Raw genomic sequence first — 22,930 nt, 5'->3', positions numbered from 1 at the left:
TAGAAAAAAGCTATGCACGCGATAACAAGATCAATAATTAAGGAACCCACATGAGTATTTGGAAAAAGCCCGTTGACCTAGATACCTTCAACGCGACCTCAAAAAATACCTTAATTGAACACCTCAACATTGTTTACACCGAAGTAAATGACAACTCTTTGGTGGCAACCATGCCGGTTTGTCATTTTACGCACCAACCACTGGGTATGCTTCATGGCGGAGCATCAGTTGTGCTAGCAGAAACGCTTGGCTCATTGGCAGCAAACTTCTGCGTACCAGAAGGCTATTATTGCGTTGGGCTCGATATCAATGCGAACCACGTAAGGTCAATGCGCGAAGGGCACGTCATCGGTACTGCTGAGCCTATTCACTTGGGCGTCTCTACTCAAGTATGGCAGATCAATATCACTGATGAGCGTCAACGCTTAGTTTGTACCAGCCGCTTAACCATTGCCGTGAAGAAACATAAGCGATAACAGAGTAGGCAGTCGTACGCTGGTTTTGTCTTTAGAAGAAGTAATCAGTACTTAGAACAAGCAATCAGTATTTAAAGAAGTAACCCGAGAAGCCCATGGTCATAACGTTTAAAAGTGGAAAAGTCATCGCAACCGCACATGAATTGGTTGTTCGTTTAGATGGTGAGCATAGAGTCACTTTGCAAGCTCAAGTTGATGCAATTCAATTGATCGGAAAAGGGGCAAATGTCATTTCCGCTAACGGTTCTGAGTGTAAATGGTCGATAAAATTAGACGATGAACAGCAGCTTCGTGAAATCGCCAATGAAATTGGCTGCGATGTAACGTAATCCTTTACGGTAAAAGCACTTAACCCTTTAGATTGAATAACATCTTAGGATGTCGTACTCAATAATTCACAATAAAATCGTGTCAGTAATATTGATTTTACGCCATAAAATAGGGAAACTGAATTCAATGTCCTTTGAATAAGTTTTCCTCTTTATGAGCAGCCCAAGACTTCGCGTTCAATTTGAAACCCTGTTTGAATACTTCGATGGTAAAGATTCTGATGTTCAACTCGACGACATCACGGATGTGCTTTGTTGTACCCGTCGTAATGCCCGAATGGTACTCAACAAGCTTGAAGAAGAAGGGTGGGTAGAGTGGTTACCAGCAGCTGGTCGAGGGAAGTTATCTCAACTTATCTTTAAACAGAATCGTTGTGATGTCAGCGAGAACCTAGCAAGACGCTACTTGCAGGAAGGAAAAATTGGACAGGCGCTGTCAGTGCTTGATCACAATGCTGCCAAACTCACCCAAGTTATTCAAAACTACTTGGGTGTACAGTATCAAGAAGGCGAACAAGTTATTCGTTTGCCTTATTACCGACCGCTTTCAATGCTTAACCCAACCAAATCGATGCGTCGTTCAGAGCAACATATCGCTTGTCAGGTATTCAGTGGGTTGACTCGTCTAGATGAGAATGACCAACTTCAACCCGATCTTGCTCATTCATGGCAAAAAATCAGCGATCATCAATGGCGGTTCTTTTTGAGGCCAGGTGTTCGTTTCCATAACGGGGAACCTCTGTTAACCAATCATGTTGTGGATACACTGCTTGCACTCGAGCCTCTCAACATGTTTTCGCATATCAAAGATGTCTCTTCACCTGCAAATTGTGTCGTAGATGTCTTTCTCACACGTCCAGACAAGTATTTTCCGCTCGCACTAACGGAGTCGGTCGCTAAAGTCACGTTACCGATCACTTTACGTGGTGAAGATTACGATATTCGACCGATTGGAACGGGACCTTATCGCATTGAAAAGAACGACGAGAAACAACTCGTGTTAACCGCTTTTAATGGGTACTTTGGTTTTAGACCGTTAATTGATCGCGTTGAAGTTTGGGTGGTGGATGAGGCTTATTCTTCAATGGTTTACCCAAGTCTTTCTAAGCCTGTCATGGCCGACCGTGGCGATAGCGATGAAGTAGAACTCGATCCAGGCTGTACGTATTTACTGCTCAATAGAAAGAAAGGTATTGCACAAGATCCTGCATGGGCACAGTTTTTATCTAACGCGTTGAATGCGGCGGATCTGTTTGTTCATATTCCAAAAGAGACCGTTATCGATTTGGGCGTGCTGCACGCTTATGGGATAAAACCCGGTTGGTATGACATAAAGTTAAAGGTGCCAGTTTGTCCACCAGCAAATACCAAACCAACCATAAGATTGGCGTATCAATGCCAACATCCAATGTTTCCAACGCTTGCCAAGGCGATTGTCACGGTGCTGAAGCAATACAACGTCGATGTTGATCTTTACGGTTACGAAACCGATCCTCCGCACGCCGATGATGTTGATGTTTGGATTAACCCTATGGGTATAGCCAATAACAGAGACGACGCTTTAGCCGGTTGGCTAATGGACTACAGTTTTCTTGATGAATCTAGCCCGGCTGAAGACTTCGACCAATGGTGTCACATGATTGACCGTTGGCGTTCGGGGGAATTCGAGCAATTTCCAGCACGACAGTTAGGTAAACAACTGGTCCAAAGCAATCAATTAATTCCAATGTTCCATTGCTGGCTAGGCGTTAATAAAGATCAATGTGGTACGTTGCAAAACGCGAAATGTAATGCATTAGGTTGGTTCGACTTTAGCCAAGTTTGGGTGAAGCCTGACGTTGATTGAAATCCAACAAAACTCAATTAGGAAAAAACGATGCAAACTCTGTTGGTTACATTTATTACGCTGGTGGCGTTTGCTGCTAATTCAGTTTTGTGTCGCTGGGCCTTAATGGATCAAACGATTGATCCTTTGAGCTTTTCGATCGTGCGCATCTTATCTGGTGCGCTTACGCTTCTGATTTTATTAACGTTATCTTCCCAATCTAAGTCTAAACGTGAGTTAACAAACAACACATCGCTATACACAAAGCTCAAATCACAGTTTCAATTAACATCAATATTGTCACTGCTCGTGTATATGTTTGGTTTTTCGTTTGCTTACTTAGAGCTCGGCGCAGGTCTTGGTGCGCTGGTGTTGTTTGTCGCAGTGCAATTTACGATGATTGCCGCGCACTTGTTTTCTGGAAACAGAATGTCACTCATTGAGTGGTGCGGATGTTTGTTGTCTGTGGCAGGGCTTGTTTACTTGTTAATGCCAACGGAATCGACTCAAGCACCCGACTTAGTTTCTATTATCTTGATGTCTCTGGCCGGAGTCGGGTGGGGCATTTACACATTGGCAGGAAAGAAATCGTCAAACGCACTGCAATCGACCACCGCTAACTTTGGATTCAGTTCGCTAGTTATCCTTTTGGCATTAAGCTTGTTAGTTTTGATTCCTAATGCGTTAACGCAAGTGTCTATCACTGAACAAGGTTTGATTTACGCGGTTATATCGGGCTCTGTGGCTTCTGGTGTGGGTTATAGTTTGTGGTATTACGTAGTGAAAAAACTGAATACCGTGGTGGCGTCTATTGCACAGCTTTCTGTTCCAGTTATCGCGACACTTGGTGGTGTATTACTTTTATCTGAACCTGTCACCATGCAATTTATAGTCTCATCAACCGTTATACTTCTTGGGATAAGCTTGGTTCTTGTCGCCCCTAAACTTAAGAAATAAAGAGTTCAATCATTAACTTCTATGGCTAAACCAAACAAGAAACAACCGACCAAGACGGTTCAGATTTTCTGTGCCAAATGTAAAACGCAGCTTTTTAAGTATCGGAAAGGTGGCAAAGGTGCACTCGTGAAATGTTTTAAGGAGCGTATCGTTGAAGATTTCACAACAAAACCATGTGTGTGCCCTGAATGCGGGATTGAATTTGCGCGAGACACTTTGGTTCGAGGTACACCAGCCTACAAGTTTGTTGGCGGCAAGGTAACGATGAAATAACCCGTCACGGTGAAACAAAAAATGCCACAGCACGGTTTGTGTGTGGCATTTCAACGTTGCTTTTGATACTCAGAGTAAATAATTGAGCTTAGTAAGCTTTGACACGCCCTTGAAGCTTAAGAAGTAATAGCGAAACAATTGCGCCCGTGGTATCACACAGCATATCTTTCTGTGCATCCCAAATATCGCCTTGTGAACCAAGGAATGCGATACCTTCATCACCACCTGCGATCTCCGCGTACCACCACTCGATAATTTCATAACCCGCAGCAACGCTCATGATCGCAAATAGCGCAAAGAAACATGCCAGCACCGGTTGAGTCAGTTTTTTACGAATCAAGTACTCAGCGAGTGGATAAGCATAAAGGCCAATTGAGAAATGCGCGACACGATCAAAGTTATTACGCTCAGAACCTATCATGTTGTTGAACCAATCAAATGGCACTTCTGCGAAGGTATATTTCGCGCCTATCGTATGCAAAATTAGCCAGATAAACATTAAAACGTAAGCTGTCTTAGTGAAGGTGAGCTTTGTTGATAACCACCAGATTCCCACCAATATCGCAAGCGCTGGGACAATTTCGGCAATCCATACCGCTCTTGAAGAGGGAGCAAACGCTGAAAATAGAAACACAATCAGATACAGCGTCGTCAATGACAGTAATGGTCGATTTTGAGCAAGTGGCGTGATTGTCATATCAAGATCTCTCGTCGAAGTTTTTATTAGTGTTACACAATAATGAACAGTGTTCAATTATGCTTTAATCACCAGTTTTGTTGAAAAGTAGCGTTATCGCCCAGTATCTAGACAAACGGTTGCTAGAGTTTCACAAAAGTTTGATTTACAACAAAGCGATCCTTAAAATCGCCTTATTACTACATAACAAGAAAGAAAGTCATGAAACTGGAAACTGTCGATTACCTTGCTGACGACGCAGCAGAACAATTTGTTCGCTCTCTACGTGAAACTGGTTTTGGTGTGCTTAAGAACCACCCAATCCCGAAAGAGCTTGTTGAGTCAATTTACGAAAACTGGTACCAATTCTTCATCTCTGAAGAAAAAGAGAACTTCCACTTTAATGTTGAAACACAAGATGGATATTTTCCACCTTCAGTGTCTGAAGTTGCTAAGGGCCACACTGTAAAAGACATCAAAGAGTACTTTCACGTATACCCTTGGGGCCAAATCCCTGAGCAGCTGAAAGAACAGATTCTAGATTACTACCAACGTGCGAATGCTTTTGCTCAAGAGCTGTTAGGTTGGGTTGAAGCTCATGCTCCTAAAGAAGTACAAGAGAAATTCTCTATTGCGTTATCAGAAATGATCAACGGCAGTGAACAGACTCTGCTTCGTGTTCTTCACTACCCACCAATGCAAGGTGATGAAGAGCCAGGTGCAATCCGCGCTGCGGCACACGAAGACATCAACTTACTGACAGTTCTTCCTGCTGCAAACGAACCGGGCCTTCAAGTTAAAGCGCAAAATAACGAGTGGTTAGATGTTCCATGTGACTTCGGTAACATGATCATCAACATCGGTGACATGCTTCAAGAAGCGTCAGGTGGTTACTTCCCATCGACAACTCACCGTGTAATCAACCCATCAGGTGAACGCCAAGAGAAGTCTCGTATCTCTTTGCCTCTATTCCTTCACCCGAAACCAGAAGTAGTGCTGTCTGAAAAGTACACAGCAAACGAATACCTAATGGAACGTCTGAGAGAGCTTGGCGTTATCTAGTGAGTTCAATGCTTCGTCCCTAAAATTGGGATAGATGTGAAAGGTCAGCTAAATCGCTGACCTTTTTTGTATTTGGACCAAAAAGAGCGGCTTTATTACTAGGGCGTGTTGATCTTTCGAGCTGATTTTTGCAGCGAGTTGCTGGGTATTTATACAAGGCAGAGGCATCGATGTGTAGCTAGCCTACATGAGAAGCCGATAACGTAGTAGAAATGACCAGCAAACGCTGCCCGAAGGGTTCGACTAAAAGCGTTTTACTCTTTGTTGAGGGAGATTTGCTTAGAATGACTAGGCTACTTCTCCCTCGCCGCGATTAAAACGCTTTTATCTCGAACAAAATTTAACCGCGAAAGGTCAACACGCCCTAATGGTTGTATTCAACGAAATGGTACTCGGTTTTTGACGATGAAAGGTGTTTTTAAGCCAAACGTTAGAAAGTTGTTTGTCCTTAAGCTCGACAAATCGTAGTAAATCGCTTTCAATTAAAGAAGATACGCAACGGATGAGAAACCGGTTACTTATAATATCCGCAGTTCTAAAAATCCATTAATTCAGAGAAGCTAACTGAGTCAACTATGTCGAATCATCAAGACGTGAGAGCCAACTTTCATTGCCATATGGAAAACCCATTGCTTTGGCCGATAATGGAAGTGCTTAAGCAAAAGCCAAGTGGATGGAAAGTTCATACATTGGCGGCTCATCTGAACGACCTTGGGTTCGTGCCAGTGTTAGATGCAGTGCCTGAGAAAGAGTTGTTTAAGAAGAACTTCCTTATCATGAATGCGCTTTATCAGCTTCAAGAAACCTTACACCCTGATGGTTGGCTCCAAGTCCAAGCGATGGACATCGAATTGATGAATGGTCGTTATCACGGAAGCAGTCACAGTATCGATCATCAAGACCCACTTCGAGAGTACTACATTAATTGGGTTAACTATGAAGCGGATCAAGGCGAAGTCAAAAGGCTGTTGAACGAATTTTGGACTCGGTACAGAAAGTTTGTGGGTGGTGATGAGCTTGATATGGACCGAAGCCGAGCGTTAAACTTGTTTGAGCTACCTTTAGACGCGACACACCATGAAATTAGAAAACGTTGGCGACAACTGGCATTGAGATGGCATCCGGACAGAGACGAAGGCAACACCGCAAAATTTCAGACGCTCTGTGAAGCATGGCATGTATTAAGAAGCTCATAATCGACAGGCATTTTTAGCTGTCTAATTGCTTAGAACCCTAAAACAGAAAGCCCCACATTGTGAGTGACACAAGTGGGGCTTTGTCGTCATTACGCTATGTGCTGTAGCGACTTAAGTTATTGGTGTTAGGAGTGATCTTTGCTCTCGCCACTTTTATGTTCAAAGGCATAGTCGAGTACTTTACGGATATAAGGCGCACCGACTTTTGAACCGCCGTTACCGTGTTCAATGACCACAGTTGCGACATATTCAGGGTGCTCATACGGTGCGAAAGCCGTGTAAAGCGCATGGTCAAGTAAATGTCGAGCGAGTTTCTTCGAGTTGTAGACCTGATCTTTCGCAAGATCAAAGACTTGTGCAGTTCCTGATTTTCCGCCACTCGTATAGTCAGTTCCCTTAAATGCACGTCTGCCGCTGCCTCTACTTCCGTGGTTCACGAGTCGCATCGCGTTAATCGGCACATCCCAAATTCTATCGGGTACTTCAGTAATCGAGGGCATTGGCTCCGGTTCGACAAGTTGTTGTGTACTGAAATCTTCGCCGTGATCTAAGGTGGCTCTCAAGATATGTGGGGGCATCACCTTACCATGATTAACCAATACTGACGTTGCTTTAGCAAGTTGCATTGGAGTGGATGTCCAATAACCTTGGCCAATACCAATCGGAACGGTGTCACCCTGATACCAAGGAGTGCGATAACGCATCATCTTCCATTCTCGAGTCGGCATGTTGGCAGTGCTTTCTTCATAGATATCGATGCCTGTCGGTTCACCAAACCCAAATCGGTTCATCCAACTTGAAATTCGGTCAATACCCAAATCAAAAGCGGTTTGATAGAAGAATGAATCTACCGACTCTTCAATCGCTTGGGTGACATCCACAGGTCCGTGACCCCAACGTTTCCAGTCACGCCACGATTTAGAGTTTCGTTTAGAGCCAGGAATTCTCCAAACGCCGTGGTCGTTACGAATGGTATCTTCAGAGATGACATGTTCTTGTAGTCCTGCCACAGCCATAAATGGTTTAACGGTTGATGCCGGAGGATAAACGCCTAGAGTCGTGCGGTTTACCAACGGGTGAGCAGGGTCATTCAATAAGCGTTGATAGTTATTACTCGAAATGCCGTCGACAAATAGGTTAGGGTCGTAACTCGGGCTTGATGCCATTGCCAACACGCTGTTGTCTTTCGGATCGAGAATAATCGCGCTTCCGGTGCGGTGATCAAGTTGTTCAAAAACGTATGTTTGCAGCTCAAGGTCAATATTTAACACGATATCTTTGCCAGCTACAGGCGGCACGTACTCAATGGTTCGGACTATTCGGCCACGGCTGTTTACTTCAACTTCTTGATAACCTTTGGTGCCGTGCAGAATACCTTCGTAATAACGTTCAACCCCTAGTTTTCCTATGATTGTCGTGGCTTGATAATTCGCTTCTATACCTTGTTCTTCAAGCTTTCTGAGATCGCTATCATTGATGTGCGCCACGTAACCAAGAACATGGGTAAGCACCTCACCATTTGGGTAAAAACGCTTTAAGCTGGTATCGATAGATAAACCGGGGAACTGGTACTGATGCACAGAGAACTTAGCAATCTCTTCTTCTGTTAAGTTCTCTAGAATAGTCACAGATTTAAATCGGCGGGTGTTGTGATAGCGTTTTTTGAAACGAGCGATCTGCTCAGCATCACGGGGCACATATTTGTCTAGCTTGGCGAGCATTGCATCGACATCATCGGTTTGCTCTGGAATCATCGTCAGATCAAAGACAAGCTTGTTTTCTGCAAGCAACACACCGTTACGGTCGTAAATAAGTCCACGAGTAGGGGCGATAGGTAATACTTTGATTCTGTTGCCATCGGCACGAGTTTGATAGCTTTTAAAATTTTCAACTTGAAGTCGGTATAGATTACCGACTAAGACAAGAGTGAACATCAAGATCCCACAAAACGCGACGATTACGCGGTTTTTGAATAGGTTCACTTCGATTTTATGGTCACGCATCTTAACGCGTTTATGGTTCATTGAAGCCTCAAGAGATTGTTACATTTGGTTACACTTGTCGAATCGGGACTTTATCTGAATATCACTAGGGTTTTGTAAAAGCTATGTCATGATTTTTGGGATCGACAGTATTAGGTGGCGGTAAACAACGTGTCTAATTCTATTATTGCACAAGATGATAAGTAATTGATGTAAATATTGGTTTTATGAATTTATAGCGTTGGAGAGTCTTGATAACAATAGAGGTTAGGTAAATAGAGATTAGATAAATTTACGGCCCTCAGAATGAGAGCCGTAGACAGTTAATTTGCTTAGTTAGTAGCTAGTGACTTAGAAGCTTTAGTAAACTAAAAGCTTAGAACTTCAAAAGCCTAGAAGCACAATAAATCCGATAGTTAACGAAATCAGTTCGAAGGCTTGAACTGAGATTTACGCATACGGTTCAGAGCAGCCATCACATCTAATGTTCTTGGTTTCGCTAGGTCACCGTAGTTAGGCATGTTAGCGTGCCATTCGTTTTCTAAAATAACGTTGAACTCTTTCGCAGGGTTGCTTGACCAACCTGGAGTTTGCGCGAATTGGAACCAAGCCCAACCGATCGCGTTCACTTCAGACGGCGATTCTAATTGCTCAAGCGCAGAAAGGTCCGCAAACTCCTTACCAAAACGCAGTGACTCTTTACCCTTCGCGTTAACACGGAACTTACCGTCAGTAAGAATGTTCATGAGTGAAGCACGGTTCAATGAACGCGGGACAAACGTTTCTAAAGCAGTTTCACATTCGTTAGCACGCTGAGTAGGGTGCTGAGCAATCACGTCCTTTGCTTTTTCAGTCACATCTACCGCTTGGTAGTCGTGCATTTGAATCACAGTGTTCGCGACATCTAGGTAATCACCAGAGCCGCCCATTACAACAATGGTAGAGATGTCCATCTCTTCACGAAGCTGACCAATGCGGTCGACAAGTGGTGTGATTGGCTCATCGCCTTTTGACACTAGTGCTTGCATACGCTCGTCACGAATCATGAAGTTAGTCGCTGACGTATCTTCATCAATAAGTAGAGTTTGAACGCCGGCTTCAATCGATTCTTGTAACCAAGCCGCTTGAGACGTAGAGCCTGACGCATCTTGTGTGCTGAAATCAGACGTGTCTTTCTGCATTGGTAAATGGTTGATGTAGTTTGACAGGTTCAAGCTGTGTACACATCGGCCATCTTCAGCGCGAATCTTCATCGTATCAATTGCAGTTACAATGCCTTCGCGACCGTCACCAGGAATATGGTTGTAGATAGAACGTTCAACGGCGTTCAACAGCGTCGATTTACCATGGAAACCACCACCAACGATCAGCGTTATGCCTTTTGGAATACCTAAGCCTGTCACGTCGCCTTGGTTTGGAGTGTTTAAAGTAACACTCAGCGATTCTGGAGCTGCGAAAGGTACCGCGTCTTTCATTGGAAGGTCGCAGTTACCTGCGATACGAGGTAACACACTGCCGTTTGCAACGAATGCCGCTAGGTTGTTTTCATCCAATTGAGCACGCAGCGCTTCTTGGTCTTCAATCGTTTCACAATGTTTGATCATTACATCGATGTTTAACTCACGCTCAAGCGTCGCGCGACGAATAAACTTCGGTAAGTAGAAAGTGATGATGTTGTTCGCTTTCTTAGCAAGAATGCTACGACCATCAGCTGGTAAATTAATACGGAAACGAATTTCGATGCCGTGGTCTGTGAATACAACCGCTGTGTTGTCTAATACGGTTTGACCCGTCAGCGCGATAGAAACGGTCGACTCTTGTTTCGCGAACTCAGAGAAGCTACGTGCGATAAAGTCACGAGCGGCTACTTGGTATTCGTAAGATTTTTCTTTCAGCCAATCTAACCCGGTCAAAGACCACGCGCGCGTTGCACGAAAACGAGAAGCTGACGCGTATGGGTCACCTTGGATGTGGTCGATGTGTAATTCAAAATCAGCAAAGTCGTATTGACCTTTAATTTGTTGATATGCACGGTAGTTTTGTTTTTCGAGCTTTTTAAGCTTTGCAGTCAACTGATCCATAACGAGGAATGCCTATATAAGGGGAAAGATAAAAACAGAAAGGCGGCGATTATAAAAATCACCACCTTTAGAGTAAAGAGAAAGTAGACCTAAATCCAAAACTAACTGCTCTTTTTTGCTTTAAGCGTAACGAGTTGTCCCCAAATAGTTTTGATTGATTAAGCTGTGTTCGAATTCTTGGCTCGGCATTGGTCTTCCGTAAAGGTAACCTTGGCCCACATCACAGCCTTCATTAATAATAAATTGCTCTTGAACCTCGGTTTCTATGCCTTCAATCGTCACTTTTAAGTCGAGCTTTTTGGCAATTTGGACAATAGAACGAACAATTTCCGAGTCTTCGTGTGAGTTGAGCATTTGGTCGATAAAGCTCTTATCAATCTTAATGGTGTCGAATGGGAACTTCTTCAGATAGCTGAAGGAGGCGTAGCCCGTACCGAAGTCATCTAGTGACAATGTAACGCCTATATCGTGCAAAGATCCCAAAGTATTCTTGGCAACCACTTCATCTGCAATCAGTCCACTCTCCGTAACTTCAAGTTCTAAGAAACGAGGCTCTAAATGATAGGTTTCGAGTAGGTGAACCACTTGTTCCGCAAAGTGTACGTTCTTGAGTTGAATGGCAGATACATTCACGGCCATTTTGAAATCGTCGACGTATTCGGACCACTCTTTGGCTTTTTCAATCGCATTGCGTAAAACAAAGCTGCCCACTTCGAAAATCAAACCGTTTTGTTCAGCCATGTGGATCAGGGTTTCGTTAGAGATGTCACCCAAAACAGGATGTCGCCAACGAAGCAAAGCTTCAGCACCGACCCAGCGATGCGTCAACGGGCTAACTTTGGGTTGAAAGTAGAGCATAAGGTCATCATTACGAACGGCTTGAAGCAAATAGCCTTCGATCTTATTAATGTGAGTTTGTTCTTCGGTATGGGATTGAGAGTAGTAAGCGAACTTTTGTCCTGAATCTTTACACGCTAACATCGCTTCAGAAGATTTCTGCAGAATGCTTTCCGCGTCATCTTCGCCGTTCGTAATTGCAATCCCTATAAAGGCATGTAGATGCACTTTGTCACTTTCGATATCGAATTCTGAATGACCAACTTTAACGAGCGTCTGGCAAAGTTCTTCTAAGCGCTGGTGCAAATCTTTAACGCTAAACGCCAATACGAGATCTACCGAAGTAGGGCGGGCAGTTAATACATCGATATCAGAAATACTGTCGATACGTTTTCGGTATTCAACAAGCACTTGGTCTAACGCGTTATAGCCGTATCGTGCCTGTATGCGTCTGCCGTTGGTAAAACCAATATGAACAACTGCAAATGAGCTGTCTGTCAGCCTTCGTTGTGACAGTAGCTTGTGGTTTAAGCGAGATTCAAATGCGTTTCGGTTTAAAAAGCCGGTGCCGAGATCGTGATTCTTTTGGAAATTAATCTTTTGTTCTGCAGCTTTTCGCTTATCAATCTCTTGATTTAATGAATAATTAAGACTCGCAAGATCTTTAGTCCGAGTGTAAACACGGTTTTTTAAGTCTCTATTCATTTGAGTGAGCTTAGCATGCTGAAACAGGGTTTTAAGCTGGGACTCTATCGAGGTGCGAAAGCTCTGTAAAAGCTTTATATAGGTGGGGGTGTAGTGGTTTTCTTTCGAGTCTAAAATGCAGATAGTGCCAAATAATTCACCATTCGGCCAAAGCAGCGGAATGCCACAATAGGAGACTAAACCGAGCTTTATGTCTGGGTTGTTTTCCCAATCAACATCGGCAAGCGCATTGGGTACCACAAGTTGCTGCTGGGAATCCATCACCGTCTCACAGTAAAGCCCATTGCCTAGGGTTTCAGAGTCACCTTTGTTGTAAGGGTTATTTTCACTTCGGCTGGTCGAGAATACTTCAATATAATTGGCGTGAACACGCATGATAAGTGCGGCGGGCACTTGAGTGATTTGAGCTAAGAGGTCGACAATATTTTGCCAACCAGAAACCATATCGTCTGGGATATCTAAGTCTACTGTTTTTATCTTCTTCATATGACTCCGAGTCAATTATGCTAAATGCATCAACACATCCTGTGTTAATTAAGATGAACTAAATAAACTGTGAAACTTACGTTAATTAAGTATAAGAAATGTTGCACAAAAAAACCTCCGCAATTTTACAGAGGTTTTCAAATGTGAATCCGGGTCTCAGTAATGAGATAAGTTTCGATTAAGGCTTTAACTTTATAAAATATTCTGTGTTAAGTTTCTGCCTATAGTCTACCGATGGTTGAGCAAACCCATTTAATTGCAGAAATTCCTCTTTAAACCCTTGGTAATCACCTAAAGTTTGGAAGTTGTTTTCATCCATCTTTTCTAGTAATTCAGTTACGTGCGTTTGGGTTTCTGGGTCTAATTCCCAATCATCCATACGGATCAATCGCTCACCATCAAGTGGTACTTTTGATTGACCATAGAGTTTACTGCTAAACAGACGCTGCATTTGCTGGATACAACCTTCGTGGGTCTCTTTCTCTTTCATCACTTTATACAAAGCAAGCAGGTAAGGGCTGAGTCCCGGAATGAACACACTCGCTTTGGTCACTAATGCTTTACACACGGTCGCGTAAGCATTACCGCCAAAGTTTGCTAGTTCAAGGTTAAGTGCGTGGCTGGTTTGATGAAGGTCTATTTTAGCGCGGCCCAAAGTACCGTCTAAGTAGATAGGGTGCGTGACTTCTGGACCAACGTAAGAAAAAGCAATGGTTTTGCAACCCGGAGCAATAGATTCAGCGTTGATGAGTTCATCTATCCATTGTTCCCAATCTTCGCCTCCCATCACTTTGAGTGTGCTTTCGGCTTCTTCTTCCGTCGCGGCTTCAAGCGTGTTGGTGACCCAGTTGTCGTGTTCCAGAGAAATGGTTGCGCCAGTTACGCTTTCACCAATAGGTTTGATGGCAGAGCGCCAAAACTCATCGGAATCTGGTTTAGGACGAACGCCTGCAGCTAAGCTATAGATAATTAGATCCACTTCACCTTCGAAATAGGTTTCAATGGCTTCGACAACTTGTGAACGTGTTTCTTGCGAAAATGCGTCGCCAACGATGTTAATAGCAGTGCGTTGCTCTCGTTCGGCTTCTTTTTTGAAGTAGATGTTGTTGTACCAACCAGCACTACCTAGGGATTTTTCGTTTGGACCGCGCTCGAATGAGACGCCGATAGTGTCAGCTTTTGCGCCGCCAAAAGTAAGGGCAATACGAGCGGCAAGGCCAAAGCCTGAGGAAGCGCCGATAATCAGTACTCGTTTAGGGCCAACTTTGATTTGCGGCGCACTCTTAACAAACTTGATTTGTTGCTTTACGGCTTCTTGACAGCCAAGAGGGTGAGCGCTTTTGGCTACCACACCCTTGATAACAGGTTCGACAAGCATAAATAACCTTACAGTTAACGATGATATGCACTCAGGCTAACGTAAAGCTGTGTAAAATTTATTGAGCTAGACCATTAAAACTTAAAGATACTGATATAATTCTTCGGCGACAAATTCAGCAATCCAAGGTTGAGCTTCTGGTTTTGGATGCAGTCCATCGTTCATCATCCACTCAGGTTTGAGGATGATATGCTCTAGGAAAAACGGCAAAAGTGGTACGTTTTGTTGATCAGCAAGCGCTGCAAAAACGTATTCAAACTGTTGGTTATAACGCTTTCCGTAATTCGGTGGGATTTTAATCTGCATCATTATAGGTTTGGCGCCCGCAGCTTTTATCTGCTCAATGATTTGATCAAGATTCGCAGACATCAGCTTAGGTGGGAACCCACGAAGTCCATCATTCGCACCAAGTTCAATAAGAACGGTGTCTGGAGCATGTTCTTCAAGCAATTGTGGTAAGCGAGCTAAACCATTGCCCGTTGTATCACCAGAAATACTTCCGTTAACCACGGTTACCGTTTTGTCATGCTTTGCTAACGCGACTGGTAACAGGCTTGGCCAACTTTGTTTAATGTCCATGTTGTAACCAGCACTCAAGCTATCACCAAGGACCAGTAACTTAGAATCTAACTCGGTATCTTGAGCCAAAGAAGCGGTTGAAAATAAAATAAAGAATAAAAAGGAAATTAGTCGAGTCATGCATACATCCATCATTAAAGCAGAAGCTGTTTCGAAGACAGTGTCTACTAATCAAGAACATTTAACAATCCTAGAGCACGTCGATATCGATATTCGTGAAGGCGAAACTGTCGCGATTGTCGGCACGTCTGGCGCGGGTAAGTCGACCCTAATGACGCTGCTTGCTGGTCTTGATGTACCAACGAAAGGCGAAATCAGTTTATTAGGACAGCCACTTTCACAACTTGATGATGAGGCAAGGGCTAAGATTCGCAGTGAATCGGTAGGGTTTGTATTTCAAAGCTTCTTATTAATTCCAAGCCTTTCTGCGCTACAAAATGTCACGTTGCCTTGTTTGTTGAAGGGAGAAGACGAAGACATCGAACGCGCGACGGCTCTGCTTGAATCAGTAGGCTTGAAAGACAGGCTTGATCACTTGCCGTCGCAGCTATCGGGTGGTGAGCAACAAAGGGTCGCCTTGGCGCGCGCATTTATGATTAAGCCAAAAATCCTTTTTGCTGATGAGCCCACGGGCAACCTAGACCAACAAACGGCAGCCAAAATTGTTGAGTTGTTGTTTGAATTGAACGCATCACACGGCACAACGTTAGTTTTGGTGACACACGATCCTAAGCTTGCACAACGTTGCCAAAGAACGCTTAAGATGCATGTCGGTCAGATAGAGGAAGTCTAAATTGAATTCATCAAACGGACTGAATAAACGCCTGTTTTCATGGAGTATCGAAGAGATTCGACACGGTCAATTGTGGCCAGTTTCAATCGCTTTAACGCTTATTATTGCTTGTGTATTTGCATTGTCGGCGTTGGCCGAACGTATGGAGCAGGTAATTGTTAAGCAGGGCAAAGATGCGCTTACTGCCGATAGCGTGTTTATCTCAGCAAACCCAGTTCCACAATCCTTGTTAGACCTCACTCAAGTTGAACAATTAGAAAGCTCTCAGTTGACTCGTTTTTCAACCATGGCATTCAGTGACAACTCGATGCAGTTAGTGACGGTGAAAGCGGTTGAAAGTAATTACCCGTTACGCGGTGAAATGATCTTAGAGCGCGCTGACAAAGCATCAAGTAACCATGTTAAGCCGGGTGAACTTTGGCTAGACGAGCGCATATTCGCACAGTTAGAGGTTGAGATTGGTGACAATGTCACTATTGGCGATGCCGATCTAGCGATAACTGGACGAATCACTCAAGAACCAGGCTTAAGCTTTAACCCATTCCAACAGATGCCAGCCGTGCTGATTCATACAAGCGATATCGATGCCACGGGAGCGATTCAACCGGGCAGTCGTGTTAGTTTTAGGCTGTTTCTAAACGGTGATGATACAAAACTGCAAGCCGCGCAAGACAGCGTAGAATTAACGCCAAGTGATCGCTGGCGTACTCAAGATTCTGCAAGTCGCACTAATGATATGTTCGAGAGCACGACTCAATATCTGTCGTTAACTGTGGCTATTGTTGTGATCATGGCTGCGACCACTTTGGTACTCACGTGCCAACATTATGTTGCGAGTCGTCGCAAAACCATCGCGATGCTTAAGAGTTTAGGTGCAAGCAAGCAGTGGATCGTTAAATGGTTGTCTGTACAGGTATCTCTATTAGTGGTTATCGGTGCAGTACTGGGAATAACCATCGGTATCGGCTTAGAGTTTTTGCTTCGTATACCTTTGGGCGACTTATTACCAACGCCACTTCCTAGCTATGGTATTGAACCGGCTATCTTGGCGATTTTATCAAGCATCTTAATTGGTGTTCCTGCTCTTGGTATCCCGTTAATTGGCTTGGTCAACACCTCGGCAATCAGCGTTATCCAATCAAGTCACCAGTCCAATGAAAGCTACAAGAAATATTTGTTGTTACTGGTACCGATTATTCCAATGATGCTGATGTATGGCGACAATCTATTGGTATGGATAGTTCTAGCGGGTATCGCTTGCCTGTTCTTAGTGCTTGCGGTCGTTAGTACGCTTGTTCTGCGTTTGGTTGGTAAGTTGCCGACATCGACTTCTATGCGTTTAGCATTGAGCCGAATTAATCGCACACCATTAGCAACTGGGATTCAATTTGGCTCTTTAGCGCTTTCACTGATGTTACTGTCTATCATCTGGTTGGTAAGAAGTGATTTACTGTCAGATTGGCAGCAGACCTTACCAGAGAACGCACCAAATGCGTTTGCACTTAACATAGCAAGTTATGAGAAAGACAGTTATCTCGAGACGATTGATGCAAACGAAGTAGAGCGTACTCAAGCGTTTCCAATTATCCGAGGAAGACTGACGACGATAAACGGTGTTGAAGCATCGGAATACAGTGGTACCTCTGGAGAAACAGACGCACTAAGCCGTGAGATCAACTTCACTTGGGGAGATAGCTTACCTGAGTACAATGAAGTGTTAGAAGGCAGCTGGACAAAAGAGCAGGGCGTATCTGTGGAATCGGATGTCGCGGAGCAACTGGATCTAAAGATTGGCGATGAGCTGTCATTCACAATCAACAGCCAGAATGTCTCGGCCAAGGTGAATAGCATCCGCAAAGTGGAGTGGCGTGAAATGAAGCCGAACTTCTACTTCATTTTTACTCCAGATGTCTTGAGCTCAATTCCTTCTACTTGGTTAGTGAGCTTCAGATTAGAAGAACAACACAATCAAATGCTCAGCCAACTCTCTCGGAATCACCCAACCGTGAGTTTGATGGATATTCGCAAGATGGGTAGCAAGATCCAAGAGCTGCTCAAACAGATTGTTTGGTCGATTACCGTACTTGCGGCGTTAGGTGTGGTGGCGGGGCTGTTGCTTATCTTCACTCTATTGCGATTGAGCTTATCTCAAAGACAACAAGAGATACGCTTGTACCGAACCTTAGGCGCGAGTAAGAAGCGAATTCTCAATACTATTTGGTGTGAGTACGGGTTAATGGCGTTAGTCGCAGGCTCAATTGCAGCACTTGGTTCTGAACTCAGCGTGGCAGGCGTGATGAACTTTGGTTTTGAATTACAACCTTCACTTCACCCGATGTTGTGGATAGCGCTACCGGTGCTGACGTTCATCACATTGGCCGCGGTAGTGAATAGCTTAATCAAACGTTTGTTGGCACCAGTAAACAAGGATTTTGGTTAGTCGCTAGCACGATCTAGCCAAGCGCTTAAAACGGTCTAAAAGTGAGATTATTTATACTTAGTCATGCACTATTTATAATACGTCGCTTTAGACCGTTTTTTATTTGACCAACCGGTAGCATAAGTAAAAAATATCGCACCTTATATTCCACTCTTTTTAGCATTTTTTAAAACTAATAGCCCAATAATGCCGATTTAATGAACAGCGGTTAGTCCCTGTAAACAAAGGGTTTGCGCAACTTAGCAAGAACGTTATCAACAGTTATCCACAAAAACGGTGGATAACTTTAGGGATAAGTTAACCGCTATGTTTTAAGAGTACTGAGGCAGCCTTTATGTGGCGTCACTTAGGACAAATTTGACTGTTAGAATAACCTTTCAAACTCTATCTGGAGTTATTGAGTCAAGAGATTATTTATATTTTTTACATAGATATTAAATCCCGCCTATCTAAGACCTTGATAAAAATGTGTTTTAATTCATCGCAGAACAAAAGTAGAATAGAGGTAGTTAATCTTATTCTACAGAACACGATGAACCACAACAAAACGGATACAAATCAACCTTCTATTGCCATTGTTGGTGGTGGTATTGCCGGAACAACAAGCGCGATTCACTTTAGTGAGTTGGGTTTTAAGGTCACTATCTTAGAAAAAGGGCCGAGTTTGGTTAATGGTCCACCAATTTGCCACCTGCACGCTGGCGGCAATTTGTATCGAGATATTTCTGTAGAGCAGTGTCTTCAATTGCTCACACAGTCAATTGATACCGTCCGCTTATTCCCTCATACGATCAATATTCGTCCGACAATCATCGCCGTTCCGCACAGTGATGGTGGAGAGCCGTTAGATCTGCTTCCTCGTCTCAAGATAATCAAAAGCGCTTATGCCGATCTTGTTAAACAAGATAAAAGCAACCAAGTGCTCGGTGATCCGGAAGAGTATTACAAGCTGTACAGCAAAGAAGATTTACTAGCGCTTTCTGCGAAAACACAGCCTCTGAAACCAACATCGCTTGATGATTGGTGTATTCCTTTTGCGAAACACACGGACTTAGAGACTCTTAAGTATCCTGTTGCGATGGTTCAAGAATATGGTTGGAGCGTATTCCGACTTTCTGCGACCGCGCAACTCTCTTTGGGGCAACAAGCTAACTGTACCGTGTTAACCAACAGCCGTTTACAATCTGTTGAGTCGACTGGCCAAGGCTGGTCTTTGACTTATACCGATGCCGAAAACCAAAGCTGCCAACTAACGACCGATTACTTGATCAATGCGAGTGGGTTTGAAACGGGTATCGTGGACGACTTTGTTGGCTCTAAGCAGCAAAGACTTGTTGAATTTAAAGCTGCATACGTTACAGAGTGGCCATATTCGCAAGAATGTAAGGAAGAGTGGCCTGAGGTTATCTTTCATGGCCCGAGAGGCACACCGCAAGGCATGGCGCAATTAACGCCATATGCTGATGGTGTGTTCCAACTTCACGGTATGACAGAAGGGATTACTCTGTTCGAGGGTGGGCTCGTTTCATCATCAACAGATTCATCACAACCACAGTTGCCTTCGAAGCTTCTTAAGAAAATCGTATCGGGTTGGAGTGAAGAGCAGCTTGAATTAAGAACTCGCGCTGCAATAACGCATATGTCTCAGTTCATCCCAAGTTTCAGTTCTGCATTGGTCGGTGGTAAACCTTTGTTTGGTGCACAACAGATTCCGGGAACCGATCCAAGCTTAAGAGCTTCGGACGTTTCATTTTGTGGTGAACGCTATGCTCGACTTGAAGTAGTAAAAGCTTCTTCAACATTAGAAGCAGCACAAAAGGTCGCTGAGCAATGGTTTGATGTATCAGAGGCCGTATCTATTGAAGATACGCACTCAGTGACAATGTCACTTAATCTAAATGATATTGAAAACAGAGCGATAGATTTGACGCAAGAACGTGGATACCCAGAAGCGCTTGCAAAGGTGTCAGGTCAAGATCACGCTTAATAGCCAATCATTATCGACTGCGCTTAACTTCTTCAATTCGGCTTACTGTAATAGGTAAGCCGAATTTTCATTCAAACATCTGCTTAGATACCGAACTCATCCAAACGACATATTCCTAGCTAATTATTCCTAGTTGATTATTCTTAGCTACATAGCAATTAGTACATAACACATCGCAAAAACTAATAGCCGAAAAACTGAGCCCATTGGCACCAAACATCTTGTAAGCCTATGCGATCACCCTTGCTGAACGATATCGCATGTCCAGGTTTTGCTTGTGCCAAGCGTGGTAAATCGATTCTTGCGACACATCCAATCTTCGGAAAACCACCTATGGTCTGTCTGTCATTAAGCAGCACGATAGGTTGTCCGTCTTGGGGGATTTGAATCGCACCTAGGGCAATGCCTTCTGACAATAGCGAAATGTCAGGCGAGTCTACGGGCTCGCCACTGAGTCGATAACCCATCCGATTAGAGTTTTGGTCAACGTGATATTCAGCGTTATACAAAGTCTCTCTTGCTGACTCGGAGAATAGCTCGCTTTGATAGCCTTCAATCACTCGTAGGTTCACGGGTAGATTATAATCAGGCGTGTATCGGAAGGTAACACTTACCGCTTTAAATGGATGTGATAGTTGGTGTTGGGTAAAAGCTATTTGTTGCCCTTGCTGGCATGGCTCTCCATCTTGCGTTAACCCTCCAATCTTTTCACGAGTGACTGTAGAGCAGCTATCAAGAGTTGATGGAACATCGAAACCGCCTTTAATAGCTAAATACGCCCTTAGACCATTTTTAGGCAAACCAAATGAGAGGACTTGCCCTTTAAAAGCTTGAAAAGTGCGCCAGTTAGCCTGTGGTTTACCATCGAGCTTCGCTTGTAAATCACCCCCGCATAGCGCCATCTCACAATCAAAATCGATTCGTAACGCACATTGCCCAAGCGTGATTTCCAAAGCCGCTCGGTTGACTGGGTTTCCGAGCAGGTGATTGGCCCAGCTATACGAGTAATCATCAACAGGGCCACCTTGTGTCAACCCGAGATGGGCGACACCAAATCGTCCGAAGTCTTGAATCAAACTCAACGGGCCAGGTTTAATCACTGTTAGTGTTGGTTTAGCTATTGTATTAACCATGAGCGACATCTCCACTAACCTCCATAAGCCTAAGCTCTACAAATTCTTGTTTTGAAATCGCGATGAAACGGACTGTGTCACCGACATTAAGTAGAGACAGCGGCGTTTGCGTGGTATCAGCATTCTTTAATTGGCTGTGATCAAACAGTGCGAATGGGCAATTGCCAATAATATTCCAACCGCCCGGTGAGTCCGAAGGATACACCGCCGTTTTCGTATCCGCGATGGCGATGCTGCCTTTCGGCACACTTAAGCGTGGGGTTGAATGACGAGGCAAAGCAAGCTCGTTGACCACATCAGACATAAACGCAAAGCCAGGCGTAAACCCAATCGCACTGACGCTGTATGTTTGTGAGGTGTGATGTTGAATAATATCGTCCAGAGATAAGCCTTTGTCTTGATATCGGTCTAAATCGAGCGCCGTTTCTGGTGAGTAATAGGCAGGAAGCTCAATCGTATCGCGAGTTTTACTAATACTAGAAAAGGTCGATAGAGCGTGACTCAACAAATTATTGAGCCGTTCAATGAGCTGCTGTTCCGATATTCGATAAGGGAGGTAGTCGACCAATATTGTGTGGTAAGCCGGTGTGACATTCATCAACACCGATGCTAAATTTTGGCGAATGGCATCGGAAAAGTGAGCCATGTACTGTGCATATTCGGCGCTAGATTGATTATTTGAAGGCGATAGTGTCAAGGTCACCAAAACGCTGCATTCCGCGACTGGCACTATATTGAATTCAATCTTATTCGTCGTCATTTCGTTTCCATACGTTTGTTTGCCTTTGATTACTTACTGCCTTTTATTTGCGTATTTGGCGTTTTTAACATCTGTGTCTAAACCAATACAAAGCGATTAGGCCTTACGAGCAATTGGTTAGATGCTCGGTTAGGCGAGTGATAAGGCCATGCGTCATACCAATCAAACGCTTCATACTAATTAAAAGCGTTGAGGTCTTGTCTGATTTTTCTAATTAATGCGATGGATTGAGGGTTATCACCATGAACACAGATGGTATCGGCTTCAATAGGCAGTCTTTCGCCCTCTGAAGTCGTAACCGAGCCATAGTTAATGATTTGCATAACTTGGTTATAGATATCGTCTTGATTGACGTAAACCGAGCCTTTTTGAGTACGTGGCGCTAATTGTCCGTTATTTAAATAAGCACGGTCGGCAAACGCTTCAAACAAGAGAGGCAAGTCATGATCGTCAGCAATATCCAAATACTGTTGATTGTTTGATGAAGAGAGTATCATCAAGGGGATGTTAAATTCAGCGACGGCTTGGGCTACCGCATTAAACACATCAATGTTCGCCATCATATCGTTGTAAAGGGCGCCATGAGGTTTCACATAGCCAACAGAGGTATGGTGAAAGCGGCAAAGGGCTTTTAATGCCCCGACTTGATAGCACACCAGTTCACTGATCTCGTCCATGGTGTGTGGAATAGAACGGCGACCAAAACCAACGAGATCTTGATAACCGGGATGAGCACCAATTTGGGTGTGATAGTGCTGCGCCAGTTTTATCGTCTTGGACATAACGTGCGGATCAGACGCGTGGAAGCCACAAGCGATGTTTGCCATATCGACCCATTCCATGACCGACTCGTCATCGCCCATCTTCCAATTGCCGAAACTTTCTCCCATGTCGCAATTAAGCAAAATCTTCGTTGTCACGTGGTGCTAATCCTTTACGTTGAGGTAAGTAATGACGGTCTTATAAATACCATAA

General features: G+C 43.9%; 19 protein-coding genes. 10 read left to right on the top strand and 9 right to left on the bottom strand.

Going from position 1 to position 22,930, the window contains the following annotated elements; all coding sequences use genetic code 11:
• The first annotated feature begins 50 nt into the window (after positions 1 to 50).
• From AB4484_RS15790 to AB4484_RS15770, 5 genes are all read left to right on the top strand, one after another.
• Positions 51 to 476, top strand: coding sequence for a hotdog fold thioesterase (locus tag AB4484_RS15790; RefSeq protein ID WP_004730936.1), 426 nt, complete (start codon positions 51 to 53; stop codon positions 474 to 476).
• Between the two features lie 95 nt (positions 477 to 571).
• Positions 572 to 805 carry a DUF3389 domain-containing protein gene (locus AB4484_RS15785; protein WP_248339004.1) on the top strand — a complete coding sequence of 78 codons (234 nt, stop codon included), beginning with the start codon at positions 572 to 574 and terminating at the stop codon, positions 803 to 805.
• Between the two features lie 154 nt (positions 806 to 959).
• On the top strand, positions 960 to 2,651 hold the full coding sequence (locus AB4484_RS15780) for an SgrR family transcriptional regulator (protein WP_061038286.1): 1,692 nt from the start codon (positions 960 to 962) through the stop codon (positions 2,649 to 2,651).
• Positions 2,652 to 2,681: 30 nt separating this feature from the next.
• The gene (locus tag AB4484_RS15775; RefSeq protein WP_372079150.1) at positions 2,682 to 3,587 is read left to right on the top strand and encodes a DMT family transporter; all 906 of its coding nucleotides are present in this window, start codon (positions 2,682 to 2,684) and stop codon (positions 3,585 to 3,587) included.
• 21 nt (positions 3,588 to 3,608) lie between these two features.
• Entirely contained in the window at positions 3,609 to 3,860 is a 252-nt protein-coding gene (locus tag AB4484_RS15770) for a hypothetical protein (RefSeq protein WP_017060071.1), read from the top strand.
• 88 nt (positions 3,861 to 3,948) lie between these two features.
• Here the strand turns inward: AB4484_RS15770 and AB4484_RS15765 are convergent, their stop codons facing one another.
• On the bottom strand, positions 3,949 to 4,557 hold the full coding sequence (locus AB4484_RS15765) for a DUF2238 domain-containing protein (RefSeq protein WP_372079148.1): 609 nt from the start codon (positions 4,555 to 4,557) through the stop codon (positions 3,949 to 3,951).
• A gap of 201 nt (positions 4,558 to 4,758) precedes the next feature.
• On the opposite strand from AB4484_RS15765, the gene AB4484_RS15760 reads away from it, so the two are divergent.
• Together AB4484_RS15760 and AB4484_RS15755 are read left to right on the top strand one after the other, a co-directional pair.
• Positions 4,759 to 5,598 (top strand): isopenicillin N synthase family oxygenase, encoded by an 840-nt coding sequence (locus tag AB4484_RS15760; RefSeq protein ID WP_139685091.1) that lies wholly within the window; start codon positions 4,759 to 4,761, stop codon positions 5,596 to 5,598.
• 575 nt (positions 5,599 to 6,173) lie between these two features.
• Entirely contained in the window at positions 6,174 to 6,794 is a 621-nt protein-coding gene (locus AB4484_RS15755; protein ID WP_372079146.1) for a DNA-J related domain-containing protein, read from the top strand.
• A gap of 125 nt (positions 6,795 to 6,919) precedes the next feature.
• Here AB4484_RS15755 and mrdA read toward each other — a convergent pair whose 3' ends face one another.
• From mrdA to AB4484_RS15730, 5 genes are all read right to left on the bottom strand, one after another.
• Complete coding sequence (mrdA, locus tag AB4484_RS15750) at positions 6,920 to 8,818, bottom strand: penicillin-binding protein 2 (protein ID WP_372079144.1); 1,899 nt, start codon at positions 8,816 to 8,818, stop codon at positions 6,920 to 6,922.
• A 383-nt stretch (positions 8,819 to 9,201) separates the two neighbouring features.
• Positions 9,202 to 10,857 (bottom strand): P-loop domain-containing protein, encoded by a 1,656-nt coding sequence (locus tag AB4484_RS15745; protein WP_372079142.1) that lies wholly within the window; start codon positions 10,855 to 10,857, stop codon positions 9,202 to 9,204.
• Positions 10,858 to 10,977: 120 nt separating this feature from the next.
• The gene (locus tag AB4484_RS15740) at positions 10,978 to 12,885 is read right to left on the bottom strand and encodes an EAL domain-containing protein (RefSeq protein WP_372079140.1); all 1,908 of its coding nucleotides are present in this window, start codon (positions 12,883 to 12,885) and stop codon (positions 10,978 to 10,980) included.
• Between the two features lie 178 nt (positions 12,886 to 13,063).
• Entirely contained in the window at positions 13,064 to 14,263 is a 1,200-nt protein-coding gene (gene fabV / locus AB4484_RS15735) for an enoyl-ACP reductase FabV (RefSeq protein WP_372079138.1), read from the bottom strand.
• A gap of 81 nt (positions 14,264 to 14,344) precedes the next feature.
• Positions 14,345 to 14,962 carry an arylesterase gene (locus AB4484_RS15730; protein ID WP_081229991.1) on the bottom strand — a complete coding sequence of 206 codons (618 nt, stop codon included), beginning with the start codon at positions 14,960 to 14,962 and terminating at the stop codon, positions 14,345 to 14,347.
• Here AB4484_RS15730 and AB4484_RS15725 point away from each other — a divergent pair.
• The 3 genes from AB4484_RS15725 (at position 14,961) to AB4484_RS15715 (ending at position 20,062) form a co-directional block, all read left to right on the top strand.
• The gene (locus tag AB4484_RS15725) at positions 14,961 to 15,635 is read left to right on the top strand and encodes an ABC transporter ATP-binding protein (protein ID WP_019826604.1); all 675 of its coding nucleotides are present in this window, start codon (positions 14,961 to 14,963) and stop codon (positions 15,633 to 15,635) included. The two genes, AB4484_RS15730 and AB4484_RS15725, sit on opposite strands and share 2 nt — an antisense overlap.
• Before the next feature lies 1 nt (position 15,636).
• Entirely contained in the window at positions 15,637 to 18,075 is a 2,439-nt protein-coding gene (locus AB4484_RS15720; RefSeq protein ID WP_372079136.1) for an ABC transporter permease, read from the top strand.
• Between the two features lie 532 nt (positions 18,076 to 18,607).
• Positions 18,608 to 20,062 (top strand): FAD-dependent oxidoreductase, encoded by a 1,455-nt coding sequence (locus tag AB4484_RS15715; protein ID WP_372079134.1) that lies wholly within the window; start codon positions 18,608 to 18,610, stop codon positions 20,060 to 20,062.
• Positions 20,063 to 20,244: 182 nt separating this feature from the next.
• On the opposite strand, the gene AB4484_RS15710 is transcribed toward AB4484_RS15715, so the two are convergent.
• The 3 genes from AB4484_RS15710 to AB4484_RS15700 form a co-directional block, all read right to left on the bottom strand.
• Positions 20,245 to 21,195 carry a biotin-dependent carboxyltransferase family protein gene (locus AB4484_RS15710; protein ID WP_372079132.1) on the bottom strand — a complete coding sequence of 317 codons (951 nt, stop codon included), beginning with the start codon at positions 21,193 to 21,195 and terminating at the stop codon, positions 20,245 to 20,247.
• Positions 21,188 to 21,955: an allophanate hydrolase subunit 1 gene (locus tag AB4484_RS15705; protein ID WP_372079130.1), complete on the bottom strand. Its 768-nt coding sequence runs from the start codon at positions 21,953 to 21,955 to the stop codon at positions 21,188 to 21,190. The genes AB4484_RS15710 and AB4484_RS15705 overlap by 8 nt, the downstream gene beginning before the upstream one ends.
• A gap of 176 nt (positions 21,956 to 22,131) precedes the next feature.
• A complete protein-coding gene (locus AB4484_RS15700) occupies positions 22,132 to 22,875 on the bottom strand; it encodes a 5-oxoprolinase subunit PxpA (RefSeq protein WP_372079128.1) in 744 nt (247 codons plus the stop codon).
• Positions 22,876 to 22,930: the final 55 nt, after the last annotated feature.

It is taken from the genome of Vibrio sp. 10N.261.46.A3 (genome assembly GCF_041472995.1).
In the GTDB taxonomy this organism is placed as follows: Bacteria; Pseudomonadota; Gammaproteobacteria; order Enterobacterales; family Vibrionaceae; genus Vibrio; species Vibrio coralliirubri.
Note: the sequence above shows the minus strand (reverse complement) of the source record. Positions and strands in the feature narration are given on the sequence as shown.

Coding starts and splice junctions, on each gene's coding strand:
- AB4484_RS15745 (WP_372079142.1), bottom strand. CDS start 10,857: ATGGATCAGTTGACTGCAAAGCTTAAAAAGCTCGAAAAACAAAACTAC.
- AB4484_RS15790 (WP_004730936.1), top strand. CDS start 51: ATGAGTATTTGGAAAAAGCCCGTTGACCTAGATACCTTCAACGCGACC.
- AB4484_RS15755 (WP_372079146.1), top strand. CDS start 6,174: ATGTCGAATCATCAAGACGTGAGAGCCAACTTTCATTGCCATATGGAA.
- AB4484_RS15710 (WP_372079132.1), bottom strand. CDS start 21,195: ATGGTTAATACAATAGCTAAACCAACACTAACAGTGATTAAACCTGGC.
- AB4484_RS15765 (WP_372079148.1), bottom strand. CDS start 4,557: ATGACAATCACGCCACTTGCTCAAAATCGACCATTACTGTCATTGACG.
- AB4484_RS15740 (WP_372079140.1), bottom strand. CDS start 12,885: ATGAAGAAGATAAAAACAGTAGACTTAGATATCCCAGACGATATGGTT.
- AB4484_RS15760 (WP_139685091.1), top strand. CDS start 4,759: ATGAAACTGGAAACTGTCGATTACCTTGCTGACGACGCAGCAGAACAA.
- fabV (WP_372079138.1), bottom strand. CDS start 14,263: ATGCTTGTCGAACCTGTTATCAAGGGTGTGGTAGCCAAAAGCGCTCAC.
- AB4484_RS15780 (WP_061038286.1), top strand. CDS start 960: ATGAGCAGCCCAAGACTTCGCGTTCAATTTGAAACCCTGTTTGAATAC.
- AB4484_RS15725 (WP_019826604.1), top strand. CDS start 14,961: ATGCATACATCCATCATTAAAGCAGAAGCTGTTTCGAAGACAGTGTCT.
- mrdA (WP_372079144.1), bottom strand. CDS start 8,818: ATGAACCATAAACGCGTTAAGATGCGTGACCATAAAATCGAAGTGAAC.
- AB4484_RS15715 (WP_372079134.1), top strand. CDS start 18,608: ATGAACCACAACAAAACGGATACAAATCAACCTTCTATTGCCATTGTT.
- AB4484_RS15730 (WP_081229991.1), bottom strand. CDS start 14,962: ATGACTCGACTAATTTCCTTTTTATTCTTTATTTTATTTTCAACCGCT.
- AB4484_RS15770 (WP_017060071.1), top strand. CDS start 3,609: ATGGCTAAACCAAACAAGAAACAACCGACCAAGACGGTTCAGATTTTC.
- AB4484_RS15785 (WP_248339004.1), top strand. CDS start 572: ATGGTCATAACGTTTAAAAGTGGAAAAGTCATCGCAACCGCACATGAA.
- AB4484_RS15775 (WP_372079150.1), top strand. CDS start 2,682: ATGCAAACTCTGTTGGTTACATTTATTACGCTGGTGGCGTTTGCTGCT.
- AB4484_RS15705 (WP_372079130.1), bottom strand. CDS start 21,955: ATGACGACGAATAAGATTGAATTCAATATAGTGCCAGTCGCGGAATGC.